Below are 26,253 nucleotides of genomic sequence, written 5' to 3'. Positions count from 1 at the left end.
GCGCTTACTCCACAAAACGGCCTTTGATGGCAAACAGACCTTGTGGGCGTTTTTGAATAAACAAAATCACAAGAACCAGAAGAATAATTTTGGCCAGTACAGCGCCCATGCCAATTTCCAGCGCAGTCCCGCTAATACCCAGACCCAGTGCTGCCAGTACCGCACCCCAGACCTGACCAACCCCGCCAACTACCACCACCAAAAAGGCATCAATAATGTAGTTCTGCCCCAAATCCGGGCCGACATTTCCGACCTGCGCCAAGGCACAACCGGCCAGTCCGGCCAGTCCTGAACCCAGACCAAAAGCCATCATGTCGATGCGGCTGGAACGAATTCCGACGGCACGTGCCATCTGACGGTTTTGGGTTACAGCCCGCACAAACAGACCAAAACGGGTTTTATTGAGTAAATAGACCAGTAACAACAGCACGGTGATGGTAAAGACAATAATTGCGATACGGTTATACGGCAGCATCAGGCTTGGGCTAATGGAAATGCCGCCAGACAGCCAGGCAATATTGGACACCTCCACGTTTTGTGCGCCAAAGATCATCCGCACCAATTGCATTAAAATCAGACTCACCCCAAAGGTGGCCAGCAGGGTTTCCAGCTGACGGCCATAGAGCGGACGAATTACCGTGCGTTCAATCAGCATGCCAATTAAAGCGCTGACCAGAAAGGCTGCCGGAATCGCCACGATCAGGTACCAGTCCAGATAACCGCCAAAATGGCTTTTAAACAGGCTTTGCACCACATAGGTGGTATAAGCGCCAATCATGATCAGCTCGCCATGCGCCATATTGATGACTCCGAGCAGACCATAGGTGATGGCCAGTCCTAACGCCGCCAGCAGCAAAATACTGGCGGTACTGAGCCCGGAAAATAGATGCCCGGCCCATTCACTGGCCTGTAAGCGGGTCTGAATGGCGCTTTTGGCCTCCAGCAACACGGCTTTCAGTTCCGGATTCAGATTCGGCTGTTGCAGCTCCTGCTCCACCATGGCCAGTACATCGGGACGGTTGGAATCGGCCAGTACCTGGGCGGCCTGAATTTTCACCAGCACATCTGGCTGCTGATAATCCAGCCGTGCTTTGAGCTGGGCCAGACGCGCCTTCACCTTATTATTCCGTTCCTGTAAATACAGGCGATTGATCTGCGCCAGCTGTAATTCAGACAGATTGCTTTCATAAATATCGACAGCTTCAAGGCGCTCAGCCGCATCTTCTGACTGCATTTTTGAATGCGCCAGCGCAAAGGTCAGCGCTTTCTGCAAGGTATTCACCAGCGTGACCTGCGCCAGATCACTTGGCCAGTCGCTAACCGGCTCCAGTGCCGGATAATGCAGTAAACGCTCATCCGATTCCAGAATATAGGTTTGACCATTGGCGCCGCTATAGAGCTGCTGCTGTTCAACATATTGTGCAAGCTGATCCAGCTGTTCGAGGCTGCCGGGCCACTGGTTCAGTAAGGCACGGCGGCTGGCGAAATCACCTTGCACAAATTGCTGGATGGCATCGGCCTGTGTCACAGCAACGGCTGTCTGTGTTTGCGGCTGTTCGGCCTGAGCCAGCTGTATCGATAAAACTTGGGCAAAAATCAGAAAAATAGCGGCGATATTCACGCGAATATTCATTTTATATCCCCCTATTGTGTGTCCTCTTTTTTATAAGAAGGCAGAGAAATCGAAAAAAAACCTGCTGCCGAAGCAGCAGGCGTGATGTCAAACTTACTTCAGAAGGTAAGGACTCCAAGGTTCTGCCTGCAGGGTTTGCGGGGTTTTATAAACAATATCAAACTGGCCATCGGCACGGATTTGCCCGATCATGACCGGCTTATGCAAGTGATGGTTTGACGCATCCATTTTTAAGGTATAACCAGAGGGTGCTTTAAATTCCTGACCAGCCATGGCTGCACGGACTTGATCCACCTCGGTAGTGCCGGCTTTTTCTACCGCCTGCTTCCACATATTGATGCCGACATAGGTCGCTTCCATCGGGTCATTGGTCACCAGCTTGTTGGCATTTGGCAGTTTATAATCGACTGCGTACTGCTTCATTTTGTTGGTGAACTCGGTATTGACCGGATTTTTTACCGACATAAAGTAGTTCCACGATGCCAAGTGGCCGACCAGTGGCTTGGTATCAATACCGCGTAATTCTTCTTCACCCACCGAGAACGCCATCACCGGAATATCAGAAGCTTTGATGCCCTGATTGCCCAGTTCACGGTAGAACGGCACATTGGAATCGCCATTGATGGTGGAAATGACCGCAGTCTTTTTCCCAGCCGAGAATTTTTTAATATTGCTGACAATGGTCTGATAGTTGCTGTGCCCAAACGGGGTGTACTCTTCCATAATGTCGGCATCGGCAATGCCTTTTGATTTCAGGAAAGCGCGCAGAATCTGGTTAGTGGTCCGTGGATAGACATAATCCGTTCCTAGCAGCACAAAACGTTCGGCCTGACCGCCCTCTTCACTCATCAGATATTCCACTGCTGGAATCGCTTGCTGGTTAGGTGCTGCGCCGGTATAGAAAATATTTTTCGACTGTTCCTGACCCTCATATTGCACCGGATAGAACAGCAGACCATTCAGCTCTTCCACCACCGGCAGTACCGATTTACGTGATACTGAAGTCCACGCACCAAAAATGACCGCAACCTTATCCTGAGTAATCAGCTGGCGCGCCTGCTCTGCAAACAGTGGCCAGTCAGAGGCCGGATCAACCACCACCGGTTCCAGCTTTTTGCCCAGCACCCCGCCATTGGCATTAATTTCATTGATTGCCATTAGCGCGGTATCTTTTAGCGAGGTTTCTGAAATGGCCATGGTGCCGGACAAGGAATGCAGGATGCCGACTTTAATGGTCTCACCGGTGCTGGCCGCTGGCTGGGCTGTGCTGGCACTGTCGCTACTTTCGGTCGATTTTGAGCAGCCGCTGAGCGCCACAACCCCGGCCATGCTGGCCACTAACATACTTTTTGAAAACAGATTGCGCTGGAACTTCATGAATTTCTCCACACTTATGCAGCACCTGAACATGGTGCCTGTTGTTCTATGACTGCAGCGGATAATTCAATTTCTATGCCAAACGCAAAACTGACAGGCAGATCTAGACGGGACAAGTAAGATTTAAATCATAAAAATTAGTTACTTATATTAATATAAAAAATGAAGCATAGCCCTTCAGCTACGCTGCACTGATCAGCACCACATACACCCAAGCAGAGTGCGCTCTAGAGTTTTTAGAGATATTGAAGGCTAAGGAGGCGCAAAAGTGAACAAAAAAAGTGCAACCCTATCCAGCCGGATTGCCTCATTTTGGAGAAAAAATCAGCGATATAAAAAAACCTGCACCAAGACGGGCAGGTTTTCTAAAATGATGAAAGTTTTAAGGTTTTAAACCACCAGATCAGCCAGATTGCCTTTTTGCTCTAGCCACTGCTTCCGGTCTGCGGAGCGTTTTTTGGCCAGCAGTTTATCCAGCAAACCGGCAGTGACATGAATATCATCCAGATCCAGTTGCACCAGACGGCGTGTATCCGGGTCCATGGTGGTTTCACGCAGCTGGCTGGCGTTCATTTCACCCAAGCCTTTAAAGCGGGTGATTTGCGGATTTTTGCTTTTGCATTTATTTAAAATGCCGTTGAGCTCATCTTCATCCAGTGCGTAATGTACATCTTTATTGTCATCAATCCGGAATAATGGCGGCATGGCCACAAATAAATGCCCTTCTTCTACCAAAGCCGGGAAATGTTTGACAAAAAGCGCACAGAGCAAGGTGGCAATATGCAGACCATCGGAGTCGGCATCGGCCAGAATACAGATTTTGCCATAACGCAGTTCAGACAAGTCATCTGAACCCGGATCAACCCCAATCGCAATGGCAATATCATGCACTTCCTGAGAGCCCAGCACCTCATCAGAAGACACTTCCCAGGTATTTAAAATTTTACCGCGAATCGGCATGATGGCCTGGAAATTCTTGTCACGTGCCTGCTTGGCCGAACCGCCCGCAGAATCCCCTTCGACAATAAACAGTTCCGATTCTTCACGGGTCAGACCGACACAGTCGGCCAGCTTGCCTGGCAGAGCCGGACCCGACACAATCTTTTTACGCTCGACTTTTTTGGCTGCTTTTAAACGGCGACCGGCCTTGGAGATGGCCATTTCTGCCAGTTGCAGCGCTATATCTGAATTCTGATGCAGCCATAAGGCAAAGGCATCTTTGGCAATATTCTGCACAATTCCGGACGCTTCACGGCTCGACAGACGCTCTTTGGTCTGACCGGAGAATTGTGGCTCCTGGAATTTTAGCGACAGGATATAGTTCACTCCATCCCAGACATCTTCGGCCGAGAGTTTCAAGTTACGCGGCAACAGGTTACGCAGCTCACAGAACTCGCGCATGGCATCGGTGATACCGGAACGCAAACCATTGACATGGGTACCGCCCTGCGCGGTCGGAATCAGGTTGACGTAAGATTCCTGAATGCTTTCACCGCCTTCAACATTCCAGCAAATCGCAAATTCTGCGCTGGCGCGTTCTGCATTGCCTGAAGAGACAAAGGCCGGCGCCGGAATAATCTCGCGGTCTTCCAGTTCATCCATTAAATAATCGACCAGGCCATTTTCAAACTGCCAGGTGATTTTTTCATCATTAATCTGGTCGATATAATTGATTTGCAGGCCAGCCGCCAAAACCGCTTTGGCTTTTAAATTATGTTTTAAGGCTTTTAAGGCAAATTTTGGTGAATCGAAATATTTGGCTTCCGGCCAGAAACGCACCAAGGTGCCTGACGCACGTTTTGGCGCTTTACCTTCCAGCACTTCTAGTGGTCCAGTGGCTTCGCCCTGCTCAAAAGCCATTTTGTAGAGATTGCCCTGACGCTGTACATCGACTTCTACCCGGGTCGACAAGGCATTCACCACAGAAATCCCGACCCCGTGCAGACCACCGGAAAACTGGTAGTTATCGGTACTGAACTTGCCGCCAGCATGCAGCTTGGTCAGAATAATTTCAATTCCGCTCTGGCCATATTCCGGGTGAATATCCACCGGCATCCCGCGGCCATTGTCTTCTACTGCCAGCGAGCCATCTTTATACACGGTCACGCTAACTTTGGTGGCGTGTCCGGCCAGTGCCTCATCGACAGCATTATCAATCACTTCCTGCGCCAAATGGTTCGGACGCGAGGTGTCGGTATACATACCCGGACGGCGACGGACCGGATCGAGACCAGATAAAACTTCAAGAGATTGAGCCGTATATTGAGACACGTTGTACTGTTTCCTTATTTTAGGGAATCCGATAAAAACTGCAGCAGCATAGGTATTTTTAGCGCAAAGTTGTCCATCCCATGATTGCCGCGGGTTTCGGTCATGATCAGAGAGCTATGCTGGGCCTGGCTATAATAACGCTGTGCGTCACGATAATCCAAAACTTCATCGCCTTGCTGCAATAACACTAAAATTTTGTCTGCCTTTTCAACAAAAGGCACAGCCATCTGTTCCAGTTGCTGTAAATGTAGCCGCTCCAGCGTCCAGTGTTCATGCACTTTTAGCGGAATCTGTGCATCGCCGAACAGCTCCTGAAACAACTGCCATGGTCGCATAGCCGGATTAATCAGCACAGCCGGAACCGCATAGCGTGCGACCAGTTGTGTCGCATAGAAGCCACCCAGACTGCTGCCGACCAGCGCTACCTGATCCAGCTGCTCAATCAGTGCAGATAAGTGCTGCATTACCTCGCGTGGCGGCGCATTCAGATCGGGCAGATGCACCTGAATGTCACTCCGCTGTGCCAGCGCTTGCCGCAACAGCTGGCCTTTGGCAGAAAAGGGATTGCTCCTGAAACCATGCAAATAAATTAAATTCATTGTGCTAATCGGATGTTATCCATGTTCATTGTTGTATTTACTTTTTTGAGACTTTTATCACATTCATGTTTTAATTTGTATGTCACAAATAATTGTTAGACAAAAAAATTAAAACTGGGGCGTCATCCTGGCTATTGTAAAAGTTGTTCGGGATGAATGATATAAAATTAAGCTTAGAAATTTATACCGTGAAGCCAACGAAAAAGAAAGTAGCCGCGACACTATTGTTAGGGGGCAGTAGCACATGCCAAGTTTAACGCCATTGCATGAAACTTATTGTAAATGGGACACCACACCGCCCAGCCAGGCCGATTTACTGGAAGGTCTGGCGCAGCTGTTAAGTATGCCGGTGCATCAGGTGGTCAAAGAGCTGGTGCAGACCATTCAGCGTGAGGTCTTGCTGAGCCTGTTTGGCATGAGTGAACAGCACTCCCGAAAATTCCAGAATATGTCGCCCATTCGCAAGCTGTACAGCCTGTCCTTTGATACCTTGCAAAACTATAGCAACTACCTGCTGGCGCCCAGTCTGCGTCAGGTAATTGATCGTTTTCCGCGCCTGCATGACAAGCCGCTGACACCGTATATGCATGTGCTGGTCGGTATTTTAAATGGCGTACTGGGTGATTATTTGCTGAATCAGCAAAATCCGCTGGCATTGCCAATGACTATTTATGACCACTACGGCAGTGTGCAAAAAGGCGAGCTGACCGGACAGGTGATTCTGTTTGTGCATGGCCTGTGTATGAACCATCTGGACTGGTCACATCAGCAATATGGTGGCATTGGCGAAAAACTGCTGGCACAGCGCCAGCGCAACACCATGCTGTATTTAAATTACAACACCGGACGGCGTATTTCTGCCAATGGTCACAGTCTGGCCAATACGCTGGAAGATCTGATTCAGCGCAATCCGAATATCACCAGTATTAGCCTGATTGGACATAGCATGGGTGGACTGGTGTCACGCAGTGCCCTGTTTTATGGCAAGCAGGATTTGCATGAATGGATTCATATGGTCGATAACCTGGTCTGTCTGGGTTCGCCGCATCATGGTGCAGCGCTGGAGCGTTTCGGCTTTCACTTACAGGATAAACTGGGGCGTTTCCCGTTTATGAAAATTGTCGGGCATGTGGTGAATATCCGCAGTAACGGTATTCTGGATTTACGCTATGGCAGCGTGCGGGATGATGACTGGGAACACAATGAAGCGCGAATTGGTGAAATTGATGATAACCGCAAACCGGCGCCCTTCCCGTCCCATATTAATGCCTTTTTGGTGGCCGGCACTATTGAATATGAAAACAAGCGCAACCGCACCCGCCAAGTAATTGGCGATTATCTGGTCAGTGTCAAAAGTGCGCTGGGTGAACATCCGAACCCGCGTTTTCAGCTCAAACTGCCGGAATCGCATAAGGCGGTGTTTTATGGCCTGAACCATATGGAAATTCAGTACCATTCCAGCGTGGCCGAGCAGATTGTGAAATGGTTTTATCCGGAAAATGATGACCGGGTCAATGAACGGGTACGTGAATATATTGTCAATTTAGAAAGTATTGAAGGCATTGCCCTGACTTAAAAATTGATGCGCTACAATTAAAACAGGAGGGCCATGGCCCTCCTGTTGGTTATTGATCTGGAGACAATATTATTTCTTTTTTACCGGCTTGGTTTTGGCCGCAGTATAGGGATAGGTACGGATTAACTGCCAGATACTAATAATCGTTAGCACAATAAAGAACACTAACGACCAGACCGGCAAGGATTGGCCCAGAAAAGTCCAGTCAATCACTGCACATTCGCCAGACCCAGACAGCACCTGTTGCAGCACCGCTTTCATTGGCAAGGCATCGACCAGATAATCCAGTCCCGGGCCACAGCTTGGCACCTGATCTGGCGGCAGGTTTTGCAGCCAGACATGCCGCGCGGCAACACCGGCCGACCATAAAATGCTTAAGCTGCCCAAAAAGGCATACAGCCGTTTAAACGCCCCCGAAAGCGGGTTATGGAGCAGCGCGATCAGGGAAATGATCCCCAGACCAATCAGGCCGACACGCTGGAAAACACATAATGGACACGGCGCCAGACCTTGCACATGCTCAAGATACAGGGCGAAGGCCATCCCCACCACACTGGCACAAAACAAAACACCACTCACGAAGCGATAACTCCATTGCATGGTCAATCCTCTTTCTGTTTTTATCGGTACTGAGTCAGAAACTGCTCAAAACTCAAGGTCTGTTCCTGCTCAAGTTGCTGTTGTTGTTGCAATGATTGCTGGGCCATTTCTTCAAAATAGGCCAGCGTTTCCGGGCTTAATACATGCGCCTGATAGACGTCAGCATGTTGCTGCGCCATATGGCTGCCAAAATTCCAAGTGCCGCCCTGATGTAAGGTATCTTCAATCACCTGCGCGGATAGCGTCGCATCGACTTCATCAATCCGGCCGAGCATGGTCGCCAGACCCTGACTATATAGCGTTGTGGCATAGGCCTGATCCAGCAGTTCAGCCAAAGGCTGCATGGCCTGAACATGACTACGGCTCCAGTCTTCAATCAGATAGGACTGGCCATCTGCCAAAATGGTGGCATTTGGCGCACGGCCACGATTCACGACTTCGGCCTGATTGCGCTCAATAATGTCCTGTTCAGCATCCAATAACGCCGGGCTGTCTTTCAGCAGACAGTACAGCGCCAGCACTTCCAGGAAGCCGGCGGTGTGTTCATCAATCCCGATCGGGCTATACGGATTGACATCGACCGCGCGTAATTCGACATAGCCGACCCCACGATTGGCCAGCGCCTGCGATGGCGTTTCACCCGCCTGCGGCACCTGTTTTGGACGCACCAGACTGTAGTATTCGTTTTCAATTTGCAGCACGTGATCATTGATCTGGATCGGCTCACCCTGTGCATCATTCAGGCCCAAACGGCTAAATGGCTGATACGGGGTTTTGACGGCTTTTTGCAGACCCTCTAAATAACCACTCAGGTTGTTATAGTGAATCCCGAGCTGTTTTTGCGCCGAATTCTGATAACCAAAACGGCCCATGCGCAAGGCGGTGGCATACGGCAGGAACAGCGTGCCGCGTACCAGTGGCAGCAAATGATGTTCACGGCCGGTCATAAAACACTGACACACCGATGGACTGGCACCGACCACCAGCATCACCAGTGGAGTCAGGCGAATAAAATTACGGATTAAACCGAAATAGCGATGGCTGCGATAATCCTGCAGGCTCAGATTTTTGAGTGCCTTATCGCTTTCTTGTTGTTGCAGCGCTTCAAATAAGGCATCCGGGAAAGACAGATTATAATGCACCCCGGAAATGGTCTGCATCCGGCGTCCATAGCGTACCCCTAAACCATGACGGTATAAGGTCTTGAAACGGCCAATATTGGAGCTGCCATATTGCGCCAGCGGAATACGTTCTTCGGCATCATCCAGCATACAGGGCATTGACAGCGGCCAGAGTTTTTCTTCATGTTCCAGCTGACGATACACCACGGCATGAATATCGCTTAAATAATTCAGTGCACCCGGAATACTGTCCTGCGGCGGAGTAATAAACTCCATTAATGCTTCGGAATAATCGGTGGTGATATGCGGATGAGTCAGTGCCGAACCCAAGCCCTTCGGATGGGCTGCCTGAGAGAGAAATCCATTGCTTTGCATACGCAGGCTTTCACGCTCAATACCGCGCAACATGCCGCGCAGTAGCGAAGAATCCACCCAAGTCGTTAAAGTATCTTGAGAGGTCGATTCGGGTTGACTCATTACAATCTCGCTTATCGCAAAAAACTACTAAAGAAAATCATCGGTTTATATCAGTATAACGCGATTTAGTGCCGGCACATTACATCCTGTATAGTTTTCAAACAAACCCACAACTTTATTTTTGGCAATTTTTTATCACAAAGTTGCTCTATAAGACATGTGAAATTTGTGATTTTATAATCAAAAGAACAGAGGTAAATAATAAAGCGTATGAATTATCAGGATTTTTTAGATTTTTGGTTTTCTCCTGCTGCGGAACCGAACTGGTTTGTCAAAAGCGCAGAGTTTGATGCCGTGCTTGCAGAAAAATTTACCGATGTACTGCAACAAGCGGCACAAGGAGAACTATGGACATGGCGCGAAACACCCGCAGGTCGTTTGGCTGAAATCATTGTTTTAGATCAATTATCACGTAATTTATACCGTAATGACCCGCGTGCCTTTGCCCAAGATGGAATGGCCTTGGTGTTGGCACAAGAAATGATTCACTTAAAATTGGATCAGGACTTAAACCCAACCGAACGTCGTTTTCTATATATGCCGTTTATGCACAGTGAATCCAAACGTATTCACGAAGTCGCATTAACGTTGTTTGAAAGTTTGAATGACCCCACCGTGTTGGGCTATGAACTGAAACATAAAGTGATTATTGACCGTTTTGGACGTTATCCACATCGCAATCAAATATTGGGACGCCAATCAAGCGCAGAAGAATTGGAGTTCCTGACCCAACCCAATAGCAGTTTTTAATTAAAACGCGGTTCATTCTCCCCTTGCAGTATCTTCACAGGAGAACAGCATGAAACATCTAATTCTTGGTTTAGGCCTCGGGCTCAGTCTGCTGCTGGGCGGCTGTGCCACCACACCATCCAAGCCGCTGACCTTTGACCAGCTGGGTCAATATTCGGTGACGCCGCTGAACAGCCAGACCTATCGCATCAGTTTTCAGGCCCGTCCCAACATGAGCTTTGGCACCGCCGAAGAAATTACCCTGGTCAAAGCTGCGCAAACCACGCTGCAACAGGGCCATACCTTCTTTAAAGTGCTGGATGATCCAAGTAACCGCAGCCAGCAGCCACCGCGTCAGGCTGTGGTCTATCCGGCACCGAGCTTTTATCCGTATGGCTATTACCGTCGCCATCCGGCTTTCTGGCCTGACCCATTTTATGACTACCCGCAGGTCATTAATGTTGACCCGATTCAGGTTTCCTATACGATTCAATGTTATAAAGATCAAAAAAGTGCCCCAAGTGATGCCTTTGATGCTCGCCTGATCTTGCAGTCACTGGGTGGAAAATACGGGCTCAGTCCAGGCGGTCAGGTGTTACAGCCACCGGTAGCCACTTCAAACTAGGGAAACATGCATGCAGACAGCGCCAGCACCGACTTCTCCAAACCTGCAACGCAGCAAGCGTTTTGCTACCATGGCCCTGATCACGGCCGTGCTGGCCTGGATCTGTTTAATGGTGCTGGCCAAACTGCTGCCTGACTATATCTGGCTGATTCATATTCTGATGCTGTCAGCCGAAGCTGGCGTGGTCGGGGGGCTGGCTGACTGGTATGCGATTACCGTGCTGTTTCGTAATCCCTTTGGCCGGCTGCCCATTCCCAAGTTTCTGCGGGACCATACTGAAATTATTCCGCGCAACAAAGACCGTATTGCCGAATCGATGGGACGTTTTGTTCAGGAAAATTTCCTGTCACCGCAAATTGTACAGCGCAGCCTGCACAATACCGATGTATCGCTGGCCGTGGGTAAATGGCTGGCCAATCCACAGAACAACCAGCAGGTCAGCCAGCTGATTCAACAGACCGTACCGAAGATTTTTGAATTTGTCGGGCAGGAACAGATTGGCCGCTTTATCCAGAACAACAGCGTGCAATGGGTCAAAAATACTGACATTAATTATCTGGCCAGTGAAATGCTGCGCGCGGTGCTGGAAAATGATTTCCATCAGGATGTGCTGCAACGCGGGCTGGATCTGGCACATGACTGGATGCTGCAACATCCGGAAGAAACCCGCGAGCTGACCCGCACCCTGTTTAAAGAACTGGGCGTGTGGCGTCTGGCCAGAGGTGCCAGCTGGATTGGTATTGACGTACAGCAGCGCACCATCGACTCTTTACTGGAACGGGTCGATTCAATGCTGGCCGATCCCGATCATCCGTGGCGACAAAAAGTGGAAGATATGGCACATCAGCTGATGCAACAGCTGGCCGATCAGGACAGTGCCGCCAGTCAGCGTTTAAACCAGACCAAAAATGCCCTGCTGGACAGTCCGCAAGTGCTGAATTTTATTAGTGGTGCGGTGGTGATTCTGTGTGATGCAATCCGGGCAGATCTGGAAAAACCCGATTCCGGTATTGCGGAAAACCTGCGCGTGGCCATTCAGCAGGTCGGTGAGAACATTATCAGTAACGGCGCCGTACGCCAGTTGCTGAATGACAAAATGAGCGGCATCGCCGTCAATCTCTCTGACCAGTACAGTGAAAAAGTGATCCGTTTTATTAGCGAGCGGATTCATGAATGGGATTCACGCGAGATGATTGGCAAAATTGAAAACGAAGTCGGCGGCGACCTGCATATGATCCGGGTCAATGGCGTGGTGGTGGGGGCCTTTATTGGTCTGGCACTGGGGATTATCCGGGCGCTGGTCGAATTGATTTAATTCAGTTTTTTCGCCCACTGCTTCAATTGCTGGCGGATGGCGGCTTATCATGCGATGTGCATACACAATAACGGTAGTCAATGGTCATGCTTGAACTTCAATCTAAACTTCCTGCGCTTGGCGTGACCATTTTTAGTGTCATGACCACCCTGGCTCAGCGCCTGAATGCCCTGAATGTGTCACAGGGTTTCCCCGATTTTCCAGCGCCACCGGCCCTGCTGGAGGCCCTGTGTCAGGCGACACGAGAGGGCCAGAACCAGTATCCACCCGGCGATGGGCTGTTATTGCTCAGAGAACAGCTGGCCACGCAAAAGCAGCAACAGACCGGCCGTTCGTTTGATCCTCACACCGAAATCAGCATTACCGCCGGCGCGACCATTGCCATTTTCTGTGCCATTCAGGCAGTAGTGCAGGCCGGGGATGAAGTGATTATTTTTGATCCCAGCTATGACAGTTATGCACCCACCGTGCAACTGGCCGGCGGGAAAGCTATCCATCTGGCCTTGCAGCCGCCCCATTTTCAGGTCGACTGGAATCAGGTCAAAGATGCCATTCATGATCGTACCCGCATGATCATCGTCAATACCCCGCATAACCCGAGCGGTACGCTGTGGTCAGCCGCGGACTGGCAGACCCTGATTGAGCTGATTCAGGATCGCAATATTGTCGTACTGTCCGATGAAGTCTATGAACATCTGGTCTATGACGGCCAGCAGCATTATTCAGCGCTTGATTTTCCAGCCCTGCACGAGCGCAGTTTTGTGATTGGTTCTTTTGGTAAAACTTTTCATGTCACCGGCTGGAAAACCGGTTATTGCATGGCTTCACCGGCTTTGATGCAGTTGTTCCGGCAGGTTTATCAGTTTGCCAATTTCTGTGGTGTGACCCCGGTGCAAGTCGCGCTGGCACAATTTTTGCAACAGCATCCGGAACATATTGCTGAACTGGCCGCGTTCTATCAGGCCAAACGCGACCGCTTTCAGGCCGGTATCCAGCACTCCCGTTTTCAGTGGATTCCCGCGCAAGGCACCTATTTCCAGAATCTGGACTATCGCGCCATCCGCCCGGATTTAAACGATCTGCAGATGTGCCAGTATCTGGCCGAGCAGCACAAGATTGTGGCGATTCCGATTTCTGCTTTTTATCAGACCCCGCCGGATGATTTACGCCTGATTCGGGTCTGTTTTGCCAAAAAAGATGAGACGCTGGATCGGGCCGCAGAGATTTTCTCGGCCTGTTAACATGAGTACGTAAGATCAGCTAAGTTACGCAATTGCTAAGGCTTTTTGCTACAGGCTCATGCTAGGGTAAAGCCATTCATGCACACGATCATAAACCGGTTACAGGATTGCTCATGCCGCAGCATCAACCTTTGGTGAATCAACACAAGCTCTGGAAAACCTTCCTGATTTTCCTGCTGCCGCTGATTGCCACCAATATTCTGCAAAACCTGTCTGGCACCATCAACACCGTCTTTGTTGGCCAGATGATGGGTGTCGATGCCATTGCAGCAGTGGCGGTATTTTTCCCGATTCTGTTCTGTTTGATGGCCTTTGTGATCGGGCTTTCCGCGGGTTCAACCGTGCTGGTTGGCCAAGCCTGGGGCGCGCAGAATATTGAAAAAGTGCGTTGTGTGGTCGGCTCGACCCTGTTTATGACCCTGATTGGCGGTACCATCATTGCAATTTTAGGCGTGATTTTCGCCAAATCCATTCTGCTAGCCTTAGGTACCGATCCGCAGGTGATGCATCTGTCGTTGCCCTATGTGCAATGGATGCTGGCCGGCAGTCCGCTGCTGTTTGTCTATATTATTTACACCTCTATTTTACGCGGCGTGGGCGACAGTATTACCCCCCTAATTGCCTTAGGCATGACCAGCCTGATCGGGCTGTTTATTACCCCGGTGCTAATTGCCGGCTATTTTGGTTTTCCACGTCTGGGGATTATTGCTCCGGCCATTGCCACCATTATTGGTTATCTGGCGGTGCTGATTTTTCTGGCGGTGTATCTGAACAAGAAAAACCATCCGCTACGACCGGATTGGCAATTGCTGAAAAATATTCGCCATCAACCGATCTTGAGCAAGATTATTTTACGTCTGGGCATTCCGACCGGCATTCAGATGGTCACCACGTCGGTGGCGGGGCTGGTGATTGTCGGGCTGGTCAACCGTTATGGCGCTGAAGCCACAGCGGCTTATGGTGCGGTGAATCAGGTGCTGAACTATATTCAGTTTCCGGCGCTGTCGATTGCCATTGCCGCCTCTATTTTTGGTGCACAGGCGATTGGGGCCGGCAAATCCGATTTACTGGCCAAAGTCACACGTACTGCTTTGGGTATGAACCTGATGATTACCGGGATGCTGGTGGTACTGGCCTATTTATTCTCGAAATATTTAATGGCGCTGTTTATTACCGACCCGCAGGTGGTCGAGTTGGGCCAGCAGCTGCTGTTTATTGTGCTGTGGTCAATTTTGTTCTTTGGGGCCAGTGCCATTTTCGCTTCGATTATGCGCGCCAGCGGGACTGTCACGGTGCCAATGATTATTAATGTGCTGGCAATTTTGCTGATTGAAGTGCCGTGTGCTTATCTGTTCAGTCAGTGGTGGGGATTACAAGGCATCTGGTATGCCTATGCGCTGGCCTTTGTCAGTCTGTGTATTTTACAAGGCCTGTATTATCAGTTTGTCTGGAAGAAAAAGACCATTGAGGTGTTGATTTGAGGGCAGGAGATAGCGCCTGATTAATTTCCTGAATCACCGCTTGTGCCAATTGCGAAGATAATTGAATACCCTGAATCTCAGCGCCAATACGGCCATTAATCGGTTTGACCTGAATATGTTGATAGTCATAGCTCATGTTAAATTTCCTTCATTTCTCTTTTGATGTTTTTAAAGGTTTCCACTCGGGATGAGCTGATGATGTCAAAACGACTTATTCAAATCTGTCAAAAACTTGACAGTTTTATTCTGAATTTCAGATAAATAAAAAATGAAATGTGCTGAACAGCCACAAAAAAGCCCGCTTAGCGCAGGCTTCTTTCAAATACAATTCATTTACGGCCTTTGCCCAGCTGGGTCGCCACCGCCATCACCCGCTGATAGCCACTAGGGACAATCCGCTGAATTAAATCAATGGCTTTGGCATCATTACCAATCAACAAACGGCGTTTATCTTTTAAAACCGCATCCAGAATATCGCGTGCCGCATGCTCTGCCGGATAACGCAATAATTTATTAAAAGAGCGTATCGACTTTTCTGAATTCATGCCCAGACTGCTCAGACTGTCATTCATTTTCGCGGCGTTGGCAATATTGGTCCGAATCCCGCCCGGATGCACACACAGCGCACTCACGCCACAGTTCTGGATATCCAGTTCCTGACGTAACGACTCGGTATAACCACGTACCGCAAATTTGGTCGCGTTATAGGCCGATTGGGTCGGCTGCGCAGTAATCCCGAACAGGCTGGAAATATTGACAATATGGCCATCACCAGTCTGTTTGATATACGGCAAAAATTCTTTGGTGCCATGCACCACGCCCCAGAAATTAATCCCGACAATCCACTCCAGGTCTTCGTAAGAGGCGCCTTCAACGGTCGATCCTAAGGCCACCCCGGCATTGTTAAAAATCATATTGACTGAGCCATGATCCTGCACGGTCTGTTCAGCCCAGTGCTTCATAGCCGCCCGATCTGCCACATCCACCTGCGCCGTGGTCACTCGCACGTTATAATCACTCAGCAAGGCTTTGGTTTTAGCCAGGCCTTCTTCATTGACATCACTTAAAGACAAATGACAGCCCTGCTGGGCCAATAAGACGGCCAGCTGCTGGCCAATGCCTGAACCTGCTCCGGTAATCGCCGCGACTTTATTTTTAAAATTTTTCATTCCGCTTCCTTTTTATGGATGGTCTGGCTGCGTCCCTCAGGCACGGCAGCGCACTTCAATTTCACCACTCAAATATAATTTTGACAATAATCATTGTCAACGCAAAAGCCCGCAGATTTCTGTCTGCTGCGTTCAAATCTGAATGCCAAACTTCGCACTTAGCGCAAAATCTTGTTAATCTATAGCAATATAGGATGTGAACTGGCCTTTTTACTATGACCGAAGCACAACACCCCGCTCCCCCAAATGTGCAGAATACCCAAAATAAAGAGCGCCAATTTAAAGGATTATCGCTGAGCGAGCGCAAACAGCTACGCCGGGAAAAACTGATTGAAGCCGGCCTGCACGCCTATGGCACGCATGGTTTTTTTGCGGTCACGGTGAAAGATATTTGTACCGAGGCCAAACTCACCGAGCGCTATTTCTACGAATCCTTCAAAAAAAGTGAAGACCTGTTCCAGACCATTTTTTTACAGCTGATTGATGCACTGCAACACAATGTGATGCAGGCCATCATGCAGGCCTCGACCAATCCGCAAAAAATGATTGAAGCCGGTTTAACTGCCCTGCTGACTACGCTCAAAGACAACCCGCAGATGGCTCGGATTATTTATATTGATGCCATGCTGGTACAGGAACTGCACAACCAGGCCACCATTCAGGAAAGCATGGCGCGCTTTGACCGCATGATTCAGGCCTTTGTCATGCTAATGATGCCAAACCTGCAGCATTCAGAACGCGAACTGTCATTAATTGCCAGCGGCCTGAACGGTTATGTCACCCAAATTGCCATCCGCTGGGTCATGAGCGGCTTTAAGCAGTCAATGGATGAAGTGCTCAGCGCCTGTAGCGTGGTGTTCATTTCCCTGCTCGAACATTTTTCCGAAGCGGAGCCAGAAAGTAGCAAAAAAGCCTGAATCCCTGTCATCAAACTGCAAGAAAAATTAAATATTTGAATCTTTTATTTAAATTTTTTTAAATGAATTCCGGATTCAGCCCATTCTGTACAAAAAATTGTCACAAAACATTGCGAAAATAGCGCTGTCTGCCCTTTCTGCAATGATACTGTCATAATTAATCTTTGTAATAAGCCTGTCATAAATATAAACGGTTCACCGTTCACTTATAGGGTATTGCGTTGTGAAAGATGACTACATTTTAATTGTCGATGATGAACTTCCAATCCGAGAGATGATCCATACCTCATTGGATATGGCCGGCTTTCATTGCTTACAGGCCGAAGATGCCAAACAGGCGCATCAGATGATCGTCGATCAACGCCCGGCACTGATTTTGCTGGACTGGATGATGCCTGGCGGTGTCAGCGGTGTTGATTTATGTCGTCGTTTAAAACGTGATGAAAACCTGGCGGAAATTCCGGTGATCATGCTGACTGCACGCGGTGAAGAAGACCACAAGGTTCAGGGTCTGGATGCCGGTGCCGACGACTACATGACCAAACCGTTTTCTACCCGTGAGCTGGTATCACGCATCAAAGCCGTACTGCGCCGTGCCAATGCCCTGAATGGTGAAAAAACCATTGATGCCAACGGCCTGATTCTAGATCCGGTCAGCCAGCGCGTCAGCTTTGGCGACAACATTCTGGACATGGGTCCAACCGAATATCGTCTTTTGGCCTTCTTTATGACGCATCCGGAACGTGCCTATACCCGTGCACAACTACTTGACCAGGTCTGGGGTGGCAACGTATATATTGAGGATCGTACCATTGATGTGCATATTCGTCGTTTACGCAAGGTGCTGGAGCCATTTGGCGCAGACCGCTTTGTACAAACGGTTCGTGGCACTGGATACCGTTTCTCAACCCGTGCGGATGTCGCCTTAGGTTAATCGCTTTTTATGTATGAACCATACCCTGTCCCCGAACTGGCCCGTGACCACAAGAATGTCCGTTACAGCAGTTTGTGGACTTTTGCCAAACAAGATCTCCGTTTACTGATCTTTTTTTTAGTAATTGCAGGTTTTATTGGTCTCGGGATCGAACAGTTCTGGATCTGTATTTTTATTGGCTTTCTGGCGTTTTTCGCCACCCAAATGCGCTCCCTCTATCTGGTCAATGACTGGATTGCCAACCGTCCCTATGATGTTCCCCCCAATTTGCATGGCATTTGGGGGGCTTTATTATTTAATGTCTACCGCTCGCAGCGTCAGGAACGTATTGTCCAGGCCGAAATGGTCGGGCTGATTGACCGCGCTCAGTCGTCACTAGTGGCCCTGGCCGAAGCGGTAGTGCTGATTGATGATAACCATCAGATCGAATGGTGGAACCCGGCAGCAGAGCGCCTGCTCGGCATTCAGCCACTGGATCGTGGTCGCAATATTTTAACCATTTTGCGCCAACCGGCATTTATTGAATATTTTCATCATATTGATCAGGCACCAGATGGCTTGAAAATCAAATCGACCGTGCTGGATGAACACTATGTGCAGGTCAAAATGACCCGCTTTGGTGGCGAAAGCCGCCTGCTGGTGGCACATGACATGACCCGGATGCACAATCTGGAACAGATGCGCAAAGACTTTGTCGACAATATCTCGCACGAATTACGCACCCCGCTGACCGTACTGAGTGGCTATATTGAAACCTTTACCGACCAAGAAGACATGAATCCGCGCTGGAAACGTGCCTTTGAACAGATGCAGTCGCAAACCCGGCGTATGAATGCGCTGGTCAATGACCTGCTGCTGCTATCGCGTCTGGAAAATGAAAAGACCATTGCTAAAAACCAGATTATTGACATGCCAAGTCTGATGAACCAGCTGTTTGATGATGCGCATGCCTACAATATTGATTATGGCCATACCCTGAATCTGGATATCGACAGTCATTGCGACCTGATTGGCTCCGATATGGAACTGGCCAGTGCCTTTAGCAATTTAATTACCAACGCCATCAAATACACCCCGAAAGGCGGCACCATTACCATTGGCTGGCATGATGATGGCGAGCATGGCTATTTTAGTGTGCAGGACACCGGCATCGGCATTGATCCGAAACACCTGCCGCGTCTGACCGAACGTTTTTATCGGGTAGATAGCGCGCGTAGCCGTCAGACCGGCGGTACCGGTTTAGGGCTGGCCATCGTCAAGCATGTCTTGATGCAGCACAATGCCCATTTAGAAGTCGAGTCCAAAGAAAATAGCGGCTCGACCTTTAAGGCCGTCTTTCCCAAAGAACGGCTGTATAGCCTTTAAACCGAATACCCATAAAAATGCCCGGATTAATCCGGGCATTTCTCATTTCAATACAAATAGCTTAGAGGCGATGACCCATGGCTTTGCCCATTTCCACCAGAGAATTGGCCTGATACTGCGCATCCCACTGCATTTTATCCTGTTCAAATAAAATCACTGCGGTAGAACCGAGATAGAAACGGCCTAATTCGGCGCCTTTTTCCAGGAACAGGTCATGCTGGTTCAGCTCCAAACGGCCCGATGGTTTGACCTTGCCGGTGGCAACCGTTTCAATACCGGCCACAATCATGGCACCCACCAGCACCACCGCCATCCGGCCCATCTCGGTATCAAACAGGCAGACCATGCGTTCATTACGGGCAAACAGTCCCGGAATATGTTCTGCCGTGGTCTGGTTCACTGAAAACAGCTCGCCCGGTACATACAGAGTTTCAGTTAAGGTACCGGCAAATGGCATATGCACCCGGTGATAATCCCGCGGTGATAAATACACAGTGGCAAACTGGCCATTTTTAAACGGCTCGGCCAGCTGTGGATCGGCAATCAGGTTTTCAACCGTAAAGTTCTGGCCTTTGGCCTGAAAAATTGCACCATCTTCAATTTTACCCAGCTGGGAAATCGCACCATCAGCCGGAGAAACAATGCTGTTCGGATCGGCATCGACCACACGCACCCCATCTTTTAAGGCACGGGTAAAGAATTCATTAAAGGATTTGAATTTCAGGGCATTGCCTTGCTCGGCAATCGACATATCAATTCCGTACTGCATTTTAAATGCCTGAATTACTGCGTTTTTCACCATCGGGTGTTCACTGGCAGCAATTTTACCCACCACACGAGACAACTGGTGCTGGGGTACCACGCGCTGGGCCTGAATAAATAATTGTTTTTTTAAACGAGATGTGAGGCTCAAGACGGCAACTCTCCGGTAATGATAGGACTGTCGAGGCGATTGCCCCATTCACTCCACGCACCTGCATACGCCCGGATTGGCCAACCCAGTAAACGGCCCAGAATATAGGCCAGACCGGAACGATGATGAGACTGGCAGTACACCACCACCGGTTGGCTTAAATCAAAGCCAAGTTGTTCCAGACGTTGCTGCGTGCGTTCTAGCGGATGCAATTTTAAATGATTTTCGCGGTCAAGGGCAGTACTCCACTCGAAATGTCGGGCGCCCGGCATGTGACCGCCGCGTCGCGCCGCCAGTCGCTGTCCGCTATATTCTTCTGCAGTGCGGCAATCCCAGAGTTGCAGTTCAGCACTTTGTACCTGCTCTAATAACGCATCATATTGAATTTGATACTGATCATTCAGCTGTACCGGCACCAAATGCTCAACCGGCGCAAAGCTCGGCAGCTCCGACGAGGTCGGCAGACCGGCCGCCAGCCAGGCATGAATCCCGCCATTGAGCAGGCTAGTGTTTTCAAAACCTAAACAATGTAAATTCCACAGCAAACGCCCGGCCCAGGCTCCGCCTTCATCGTCATAGGCCACCACATGATGCTCAGGGGAAATATTTAAATAGCGGATCAGTTCTTCCAGGCCGTCCTGCTCCGGCAATAAGCCCGAAGCATACTCTTCCTGACGCAGCAATAGTTTTGGCTTTACATGTAGCGCATGTGGAATATGCAGCTGTTCATAGACCGAGTTGCGGCTTAAATCGACAATACGTAATTTTTCACTGCCTAAATAGGGCACCAGGTCTTCGGCTTCAATCAACAGACCGAAATTGATCGTGGCATCATTCATCGTGGTTGTATGTTTTATCACTATCCTTGTCCCTGATGTTAGCACAAGTCATTTTTAGGATTATCCTGAATTTCTGCATTCCTTGCGCAGAAAAATGGATAGAGGTCAACCCGCCAGCAGGGAGAGGACGAGGTCCAGCCTTTGCACTGGACCTGGCCTGTATTTTTGCTTATTCCTGAATATCAAACACCTGACGCAAATAAGCGAGGAAGGTGTCGTTGTCGGTCATGGTTTTGCCCGGACTGTCGGAAATTTTGGCCACCGACTGACGGTTACATTCCACCAGCTTTAACACAATATTCAGCGGAGTTTGTCCCATATCATTGGTTAGGTTGGTGCCAATCCCGAAACTGACCTGAAAGCGGTCTTTAAAGTAGTTGTGTAGCGCCCAGGCTTTTTCCAGGGTCAGGCCATCACTAAAGGTCAGCATCTTGGTTTTGCTGTCAATTTTCAGCTTTTTATAATGGGCATAGGCTTTGTCGCCCCAGCTATACGGATCGCCACTGTCATGGCGCAGGCCATCAAACAGTTTGGCAAAATACAGGTCAAAATCACGCAAGAAGGCATCCATCCCGACCACATCGGTCAGGGCAATCCCCAAGTCACCCCGATATTCCTGTACCCAGGTTTCCAGTGCCGCTTTCTGGAAGTCGCGCAAACGCACATCCAGCGCCTGAAAGGCCTGTAAAAATTCATGCGCCATGGTGCCAATGGGAGTAATGCCAAGCTGTTTGGCCAGCAGCACATTGCTGGTGCCGCGGAATACACCCGGCGCGGCGGCATTAATCTGCTGCACCACATGCTTTTGCCAGGCAAAGCTGTAACGGCGGCGTGTACCAAAATCCGAAACCAGAAATGGCGGATCTTCCGGATTCTGCTCGGCGGCATATTGCTGCACCAAGGCCACTTTGGCCTGTAGACGGCGTTCACCTTCGGCCAGCACCTCGTCACTGCGAATACGGCTGAAATACAGCTCATTGACAATGGCCAGCACAAAAATCTCGAACATCATGGCCTGAACCATCGGGCCTTCTACCACAATATCCAGACGCCCTTCACTGTCGATGCCGGCACGAATAAAACGGCGCTTGAGCTGGAACAGTTCCAGATAATCGACAAAGTCGCTTTTGATAAAGCGTAAACTGCGCAAATACTGCAGTTCATCTTCGCTAAATTTCAGGCGGCACAAATGATCCAGCTGTGCATTTAAATCATCCAGAATATCCGCCAGTGGATAGACCGTATCTTCCAGATTACGGCAGCGGAAATGATAGACACTGTGGGTTTGCGGGAATTTATGTAAGACCACCTGTAGCATGGTAAATTTGTACAAGTCGGTATCAAGCAAAGAGTGGATGATTGGTGCCATAACTTAGGAAATATCGCTGTGCTTATCTTTGCATTAAAGCATAAAAAGCCCTGCAATATTGCAGCAATTACATACAGCCAAGAGAAATATAGACCAAAGTACTGCTGTAAATAACAGCCTATTTATCTGCTTTTGTTTTAGGTTTTTCTGTTTCTTGGATGATTTTCTGTAGCTGTTTTTCCTGGCCAATCACTTTAGCAAATTCAGCCGTGGTTTTTTGTCCGGCCTTTTTGGCTTGGGCATCACAATCCACCTGACGCAGCTGCTTGGCAATGGCAAATTCCATTTTGAACAAGGCCCCCATTAAAGCGGTATTGCCGCGGTTGTCTCGGGCACAGCGGTCTGCACCATGTTTCAACAAGGTCGTAACAATACTCTGGTGACCATAATAGGTCGCCATCATCAGCGGGGTATAACCGTCTTTATTGCGTACATCGACCGGAAAGCCATGCTTTAAAAATTCGTTGATAACTTCGCTATTACCAATTTTGGCCGCAGCGAAGAACAGGTCGACCAATTCCTGTTGTGAAGTCATCTGAACGCTTGCCACAGTTTTCGCAGGGGAGACATTCTTCACTTCAGCAGCAGTTGCGAATGCGCAACTGAAGGCAAGAATACTGGCTAAAAATGCTTCTGGCATAACTTTCATGATGAACTCCAACAGAAATCGAAAAGAAAATTTCAGTCACTCAGGATTCAATTCACCTGAGATAAGATAGAAACAGAGTGCCTGTAAAACTCCCCCTAGGGTGCAGGAAAGGTTTGGAGTTTTACAGGACTTTTCGGAGGTGATGCGCTATACCCTAGTCACCAGTTCCTCAAGACCAATCGAGATTAGTCTTTTAATTTTGCAGCTTTAGCTTTAACCGTCGCCAGGTTACCGTTCACCGCTTTGGTCATACGGGTACCGTAGTCTGCATCTGCCTTGTAGAAATAAGACAACATGATGTGCTTGGTTTCTGAATCTTTCACTGCACCTAAGTCAGCAGCCAGGTTCATGATCAGGTCATCTTTCTCTTTAGCTGTGTATGAACGGTACAGCTCACCTGCCTGCTTGAAGTTCTGCTCTTTCACGCCAATTTGCTGTACATGACCAGATAATGGTGTTTGTACCGCACGTGCTTTTTCAGTGGCAGCTTTTGGCTCTTTACGGCTTGGCTCATAGTTCACATCTGAGTCACGCTCAGATACATTCATGTAGCCATCCTGGTTATTGTTGTTCACATTTACCACTGGACGGTTGACTGGAATCTGCTGATGATTTGCACCCAGACGGTACATTTGTGTATCTGAATAAGAGAAGATACGGCCTTGTAACAGACGGTCTTCTGATGGCTCGATACCTGGAACCAGGTTACCTGGCGCAAATGCTGACTGTTCAGTTTCATTGAAGAAGTTCTTCGGCATACGGTTCAGGGTCAAGGTACCGACTTTAGTTTCTGGAACCAGCTCAGTTGGCCAGATTTTAGTTGGATCTAGCGGATCGAAATCAAACTTGCCCAGGTCTTTAGGATCAAGCACCTGAATATACAGATCCCATTTCGGGAAGTTACCTGCATAGATGTTGTTATAAAGATCATTGGTCAAATGGTTGAAATCTTTACCTTGCTGCTCAGCCGCTTCTTTCACGTTCAAGCCCTTCACGCCTTGTTTAGAACGGAAGTTGAATTTCACGTACTTGTATTCGCCTTTGTCGTTATACAGTTTGTAAGCGTGAACCCCAAAACCGTCCTGTTCGCGGTAGCTGGTTGGAACACCTTGCTTGCCGTATACATAGGTCAGCATGTTGGTTGCCCATGGCTGGCTCGACAAGAAATCAAACACACGGTTGGCATCTTGTACGTTAGTCACCGGGCTTGGCTTCATGGCATGAATGAAGTCTGGGAATTTGATCGCATCACGGATAAAGAAGACCGGTGTCTGGTTACCGACCAAGTCCCAGTTACCTTCTTGTGTGTAGAACTTCACTGCGAAACCATGTGGGTCACGTAGGGTCTCTGGTGAGCCTTTACCATGAATTACGGTAGAGAAACGTAGGAAAACTGGAGTTTTAGTACCGGCTTTGAACAATGAAGCAAGGGTCAGATCAGATAGGTCTTTGGTTGCAACGAATTCACCATAGGCACCCGTACCACGCGCATGTACCACACGCTCAGGAATACGCTCCCGCCCAAAACGCTGCAGTTTCTGCACCAGTTGTACATCTTGCAGTAACACGGCACCGTTTTCACCGGCAGTGATCGAGTTCTGGTTATCGCCTACGGCTGCGCCATTGTCTTTGGTGAGTACTGCTGCTTGTGTGCTCAATGTCATGGTTGCCAGCATCGCAACCCATAATGAATGTTTCACCATTCCATCACCTCTTGTTTATGCTTTCCCTTTCCTGCAGGCAAAAAATAGCAATCATGACAAAATTGTGAAAACGGAATATCTTTATAACCAGAATCGTTTTATTAGATAAAACATCAATCCCATATTGGTTTTAAGAGATTTATTCAACAAAAAGCCGACGTTCTCTGTTTTGGATCACAATTTGCTACAATCTCTCCCCATCAACACAGTCAGACAGTTCATTCGTATGCGCGCATTATTACAACGGGTTCTTGAAGCCAAAGTGGTGGTAGAGGGAGAAGTCACCGGCCAGATCCAGCACGGTATTCTGGTTTTTTTAGGTTTGGGCAAAGACGATAATCTGGACAAAGGCAAAAAGCTGATTGATAAAATCCTGAAATATCGCTTTTTTGATGATGAACAGGGCAAGATGGGCTGGAATGTCAGCCAGGCCGGCGGCGGTATTTTACTGGTATCGCAGTTTACCCTGATGGCCCAGACCCAGAAAGGTTTACGCCCTGACTTTGGCCCGGCGATGCCGCCTGCGCAAGCCAAAGAACTGTATGATCAGCTGGTGGACTATGCCAAAAGCCAGTTTGCACAGGTAGAAACCGGTATTTTTGCCGCCGATATGAAAGTGCATCTGGTCAATGACGGGCCGGTGACCTTTCAGCTGGAAATTGAATAAGCCAATGCTTGGTGCATAAAAAAGGTCTTCCACTGGAAGACCTTTTTCTTGGGCGTTTCGACGCAGCAATCAGATTGATTTACCAGTTTTCTGCTTAATAAACTGACGCGCCATTTTAATTTTTTCTTTGACCGGTTTCGGCAGCTTTGGTGGTACCAGTTTCGCCACCTGGTTAAACCAGACCAGCAGACCAAAATCACCTTCCATTTTAATGGTGCCATTTTGCATGCCGGTCATAAAGGCAGTCGGATCGCCTTTCATCAGGGTTTTCACGCCCTGCTCGCTGTCGGCGAACTGCAAAATAAAATCGGCTTTTTCAGCATCACCCGACACGGTATCAATGTCGCCATTATTGACAATAATCTGACGGGAAAAACCGGTATCGGTACCAATTTGGATGCGGAACTGACGCTCATGAACCAACTCAATAAATTTAGGGCTGGTACGGGCAAGCTGCTTCATACGCAAAGCCAAACCTGTCACGAGTAAATCAAGCGGATCCGTGCTGACATCAACCAGAGGGAGTTTCACGACAGGAATTGAGGAAAGTTTCATGACGTCCGGGCCTATTGTAATTGTTGGGTTAGATTGCTTTTCATCCTACCATAAACAGCTGATTTTTCAGCAAGGCTTTGTATAACAATCATTATCGAAAGTAAAAAAAAATGTACATGACTGTACAT

23 protein-coding genes are annotated in these 26,253 nt (G+C 48.9%); 10 read left to right on the top strand and 13 right to left on the bottom strand.

Annotation, left to right across the window (positions count from 1 at the left end):
- Window positions 1-4: 4 nt before the first annotated feature.
- The 4 genes from urtB to FTU86_RS03615 form a co-directional block, all read right to left on the bottom strand.
- A complete protein-coding gene (gene urtB, locus FTU86_RS03630) occupies window positions 5-1,633 on the bottom strand; it encodes an urea ABC transporter permease subunit UrtB (RefSeq protein WP_180048320.1) in 1,629 nt (542 codons plus the stop codon).
- Window positions 1,634-1,726: 93 nt separating this feature from the next.
- On the bottom strand, window positions 1,727-3,010 hold the full coding sequence (gene urtA, locus FTU86_RS03625; RefSeq protein WP_180048319.1) for an urea ABC transporter substrate-binding protein: 1,284 nt from the start codon (window positions 3,008-3,010) through the stop codon (window positions 1,727-1,729).
- A 390-nt stretch (window positions 3,011-3,400) separates the two neighbouring features.
- Window positions 3,401-5,281, bottom strand: coding sequence for a DNA topoisomerase IV subunit B (gene parE / locus FTU86_RS03620; RefSeq protein ID WP_005180875.1), 1,881 nt, complete (start codon window positions 5,279-5,281; stop codon window positions 3,401-3,403).
- Window positions 5,282-5,295: 14 nt separating this feature from the next.
- Window positions 5,296-5,880, bottom strand: coding sequence for a YqiA/YcfP family alpha/beta fold hydrolase (locus tag FTU86_RS03615; RefSeq protein ID WP_005180877.1), 585 nt, complete (start codon window positions 5,878-5,880; stop codon window positions 5,296-5,298).
- Between the two features lie 244 nt (window positions 5,881-6,124).
- On the opposite strand from FTU86_RS03615, the gene FTU86_RS03610 reads away from it, so the two are divergent.
- Window positions 6,125-7,456: a hypothetical protein gene (locus tag FTU86_RS03610; protein ID WP_168369899.1), complete on the top strand. Its 1,332-nt coding sequence runs from the start codon at window positions 6,125-6,127 to the stop codon at window positions 7,454-7,456.
- A 69-nt stretch (window positions 7,457-7,525) separates the two neighbouring features.
- On the opposite strand, the gene FTU86_RS03605 is transcribed toward FTU86_RS03610, so the two are convergent.
- Both FTU86_RS03605 and gshA read right to left on the bottom strand, forming a co-directional pair.
- A complete protein-coding gene (locus FTU86_RS03605) occupies window positions 7,526-8,056 on the bottom strand; it encodes a disulfide bond formation protein B (protein WP_016658712.1) in 531 nt (176 codons plus the stop codon).
- Window positions 8,057-8,076: 20 nt separating this feature from the next.
- Window positions 8,077-9,654: a glutamate--cysteine ligase gene (gshA, locus tag FTU86_RS03600; RefSeq protein ID WP_180048318.1), complete on the bottom strand. Its 1,578-nt coding sequence runs from the start codon at window positions 9,652-9,654 to the stop codon at window positions 8,077-8,079.
- A gap of 210 nt (window positions 9,655-9,864) precedes the next feature.
- Here gshA and FTU86_RS03595 point away from each other — a divergent pair, with 210 nt between their 5' ends.
- The 5 genes from FTU86_RS03595 to FTU86_RS03575 all read left to right on the top strand — a co-directional run bounded on the left by FTU86_RS03595 (window position 9,865) and on the right by FTU86_RS03575 (window position 15,045).
- The gene (locus FTU86_RS03595) at window positions 9,865-10,404 is read left to right on the top strand and encodes a DUF924 family protein (RefSeq protein ID WP_104513168.1); all 540 of its coding nucleotides are present in this window, start codon (window positions 9,865-9,867) and stop codon (window positions 10,402-10,404) included.
- A 49-nt stretch (window positions 10,405-10,453) separates the two neighbouring features.
- Window positions 10,454-11,008, top strand: coding sequence for a hypothetical protein (locus FTU86_RS03590; protein ID WP_005180882.1), 555 nt, complete (start codon window positions 10,454-10,456; stop codon window positions 11,006-11,008).
- A 10-nt stretch (window positions 11,009-11,018) separates the two neighbouring features.
- Window positions 11,019-12,323, top strand: coding sequence for a DUF445 domain-containing protein (locus FTU86_RS03585; protein ID WP_016658710.1), 1,305 nt, complete (start codon window positions 11,019-11,021; stop codon window positions 12,321-12,323).
- A gap of 86 nt (window positions 12,324-12,409) precedes the next feature.
- Window positions 12,410-13,564 carry a methionine aminotransferase gene (locus FTU86_RS03580; protein WP_180048317.1) on the top strand — a complete coding sequence of 385 codons (1,155 nt, stop codon included), beginning with the start codon at window positions 12,410-12,412 and terminating at the stop codon, window positions 13,562-13,564.
- Between the two features lie 113 nt (window positions 13,565-13,677).
- Window positions 13,678-15,045, top strand: a complete 1,368-nt coding sequence (locus FTU86_RS03575) for an MATE family efflux transporter (protein ID WP_005180888.1) — start codon at window positions 13,678-13,680, stop codon at window positions 15,043-15,045.
- A gap of 329 nt (window positions 15,046-15,374) precedes the next feature.
- Here FTU86_RS03575 and FTU86_RS03570 read toward each other — a convergent pair whose 3' ends face one another.
- Window positions 15,375-16,214: an SDR family oxidoreductase gene (locus tag FTU86_RS03570; RefSeq protein WP_016658706.1), complete on the bottom strand. Its 840-nt coding sequence runs from the start codon at window positions 16,212-16,214 to the stop codon at window positions 15,375-15,377.
- Window positions 16,215-16,429: 215 nt separating this feature from the next.
- Between FTU86_RS03570 and FTU86_RS03565 the strand changes: the two genes are divergently transcribed.
- The 3 genes from FTU86_RS03565 to phoR all read left to right on the top strand — a co-directional run bounded on the left by FTU86_RS03565 (window position 16,430) and on the right by phoR (window position 19,430).
- The gene (locus tag FTU86_RS03565; protein ID WP_180048316.1) at window positions 16,430-17,131 is read left to right on the top strand and encodes a TetR/AcrR family transcriptional regulator; all 702 of its coding nucleotides are present in this window, start codon (window positions 16,430-16,432) and stop codon (window positions 17,129-17,131) included.
- 223 nt (window positions 17,132-17,354) lie between these two features.
- Window positions 17,355-18,065, top strand: coding sequence for a phosphate regulon transcriptional regulator PhoB (phoB, locus tag FTU86_RS03560; protein ID WP_005180894.1), 711 nt, complete (start codon window positions 17,355-17,357; stop codon window positions 18,063-18,065).
- A 9-nt stretch (window positions 18,066-18,074) separates the two neighbouring features.
- Complete coding sequence (gene phoR / locus FTU86_RS03555; RefSeq protein WP_016658705.1) at window positions 18,075-19,430, top strand: phosphate regulon sensor histidine kinase PhoR; 1,356 nt, start codon at window positions 18,075-18,077, stop codon at window positions 19,428-19,430.
- A gap of 61 nt (window positions 19,431-19,491) precedes the next feature.
- Here the strand turns inward: phoR and asd are convergent, their stop codons facing one another.
- The 5 genes from asd to FTU86_RS03530 all read right to left on the bottom strand — a co-directional run bounded on the left by asd (window position 19,492) and on the right by FTU86_RS03530 (window position 24,903).
- Window positions 19,492-20,343, bottom strand: coding sequence for an archaetidylserine decarboxylase (asd, locus tag FTU86_RS03550; RefSeq protein ID WP_005180897.1), 852 nt, complete (start codon window positions 20,341-20,343; stop codon window positions 19,492-19,494).
- On the bottom strand, window positions 20,340-21,182 hold the full coding sequence (locus FTU86_RS03545) for a sulfurtransferase (RefSeq protein WP_005180899.1): 843 nt from the start codon (window positions 21,180-21,182) through the stop codon (window positions 20,340-20,342). The genes asd and FTU86_RS03545 overlap by 4 nt, the downstream gene beginning before the upstream one ends.
- 169 nt (window positions 21,183-21,351) lie before the next feature.
- Window positions 21,352-22,551: a nicotinate phosphoribosyltransferase gene (gene pncB, locus FTU86_RS03540; RefSeq protein WP_087662325.1), complete on the bottom strand. Its 1,200-nt coding sequence runs from the start codon at window positions 22,549-22,551 to the stop codon at window positions 21,352-21,354.
- A 118-nt stretch (window positions 22,552-22,669) separates the two neighbouring features.
- The gene (locus tag FTU86_RS03535; RefSeq protein WP_005180904.1) at window positions 22,670-23,200 is read right to left on the bottom strand and encodes an ankyrin repeat domain-containing protein; all 531 of its coding nucleotides are present in this window, start codon (window positions 23,198-23,200) and stop codon (window positions 22,670-22,672) included.
- A 185-nt stretch (window positions 23,201-23,385) separates the two neighbouring features.
- Window positions 23,386-24,903, bottom strand: a complete 1,518-nt coding sequence (locus tag FTU86_RS03530; protein ID WP_180048315.1) for a catalase — start codon at window positions 24,901-24,903, stop codon at window positions 23,386-23,388.
- 226 nt (window positions 24,904-25,129) lie between these two features.
- Here FTU86_RS03530 and dtd point away from each other — a divergent pair, with 226 nt between their 5' ends.
- A complete protein-coding gene (gene dtd, locus FTU86_RS03525) occupies window positions 25,130-25,570 on the top strand; it encodes a D-aminoacyl-tRNA deacylase (protein ID WP_035363358.1) in 441 nt (146 codons plus the stop codon).
- 69 nt (window positions 25,571-25,639) lie between these two features.
- On the opposite strand, the gene FTU86_RS03520 is transcribed toward dtd, so the two are convergent.
- Window positions 25,640-26,125 (bottom strand): SCP2 sterol-binding domain-containing protein, encoded by a 486-nt coding sequence (locus tag FTU86_RS03520; RefSeq protein WP_180048314.1) that lies wholly within the window; start codon window positions 26,123-26,125, stop codon window positions 25,640-25,642.
- Window positions 26,126-26,253: the final 128 nt, after the last annotated feature.

Origin of the sequence: Acinetobacter sp. YH12155, assembly GCF_013418255.1 — a bacterium.
Taxonomy (GTDB): Bacteria; Pseudomonadota; Gammaproteobacteria; order Pseudomonadales; family Moraxellaceae; genus Acinetobacter; species Acinetobacter indicus.
Note: the sequence above shows the minus strand (reverse complement) of the source record. Positions and strands in the feature narration are given on the sequence as shown.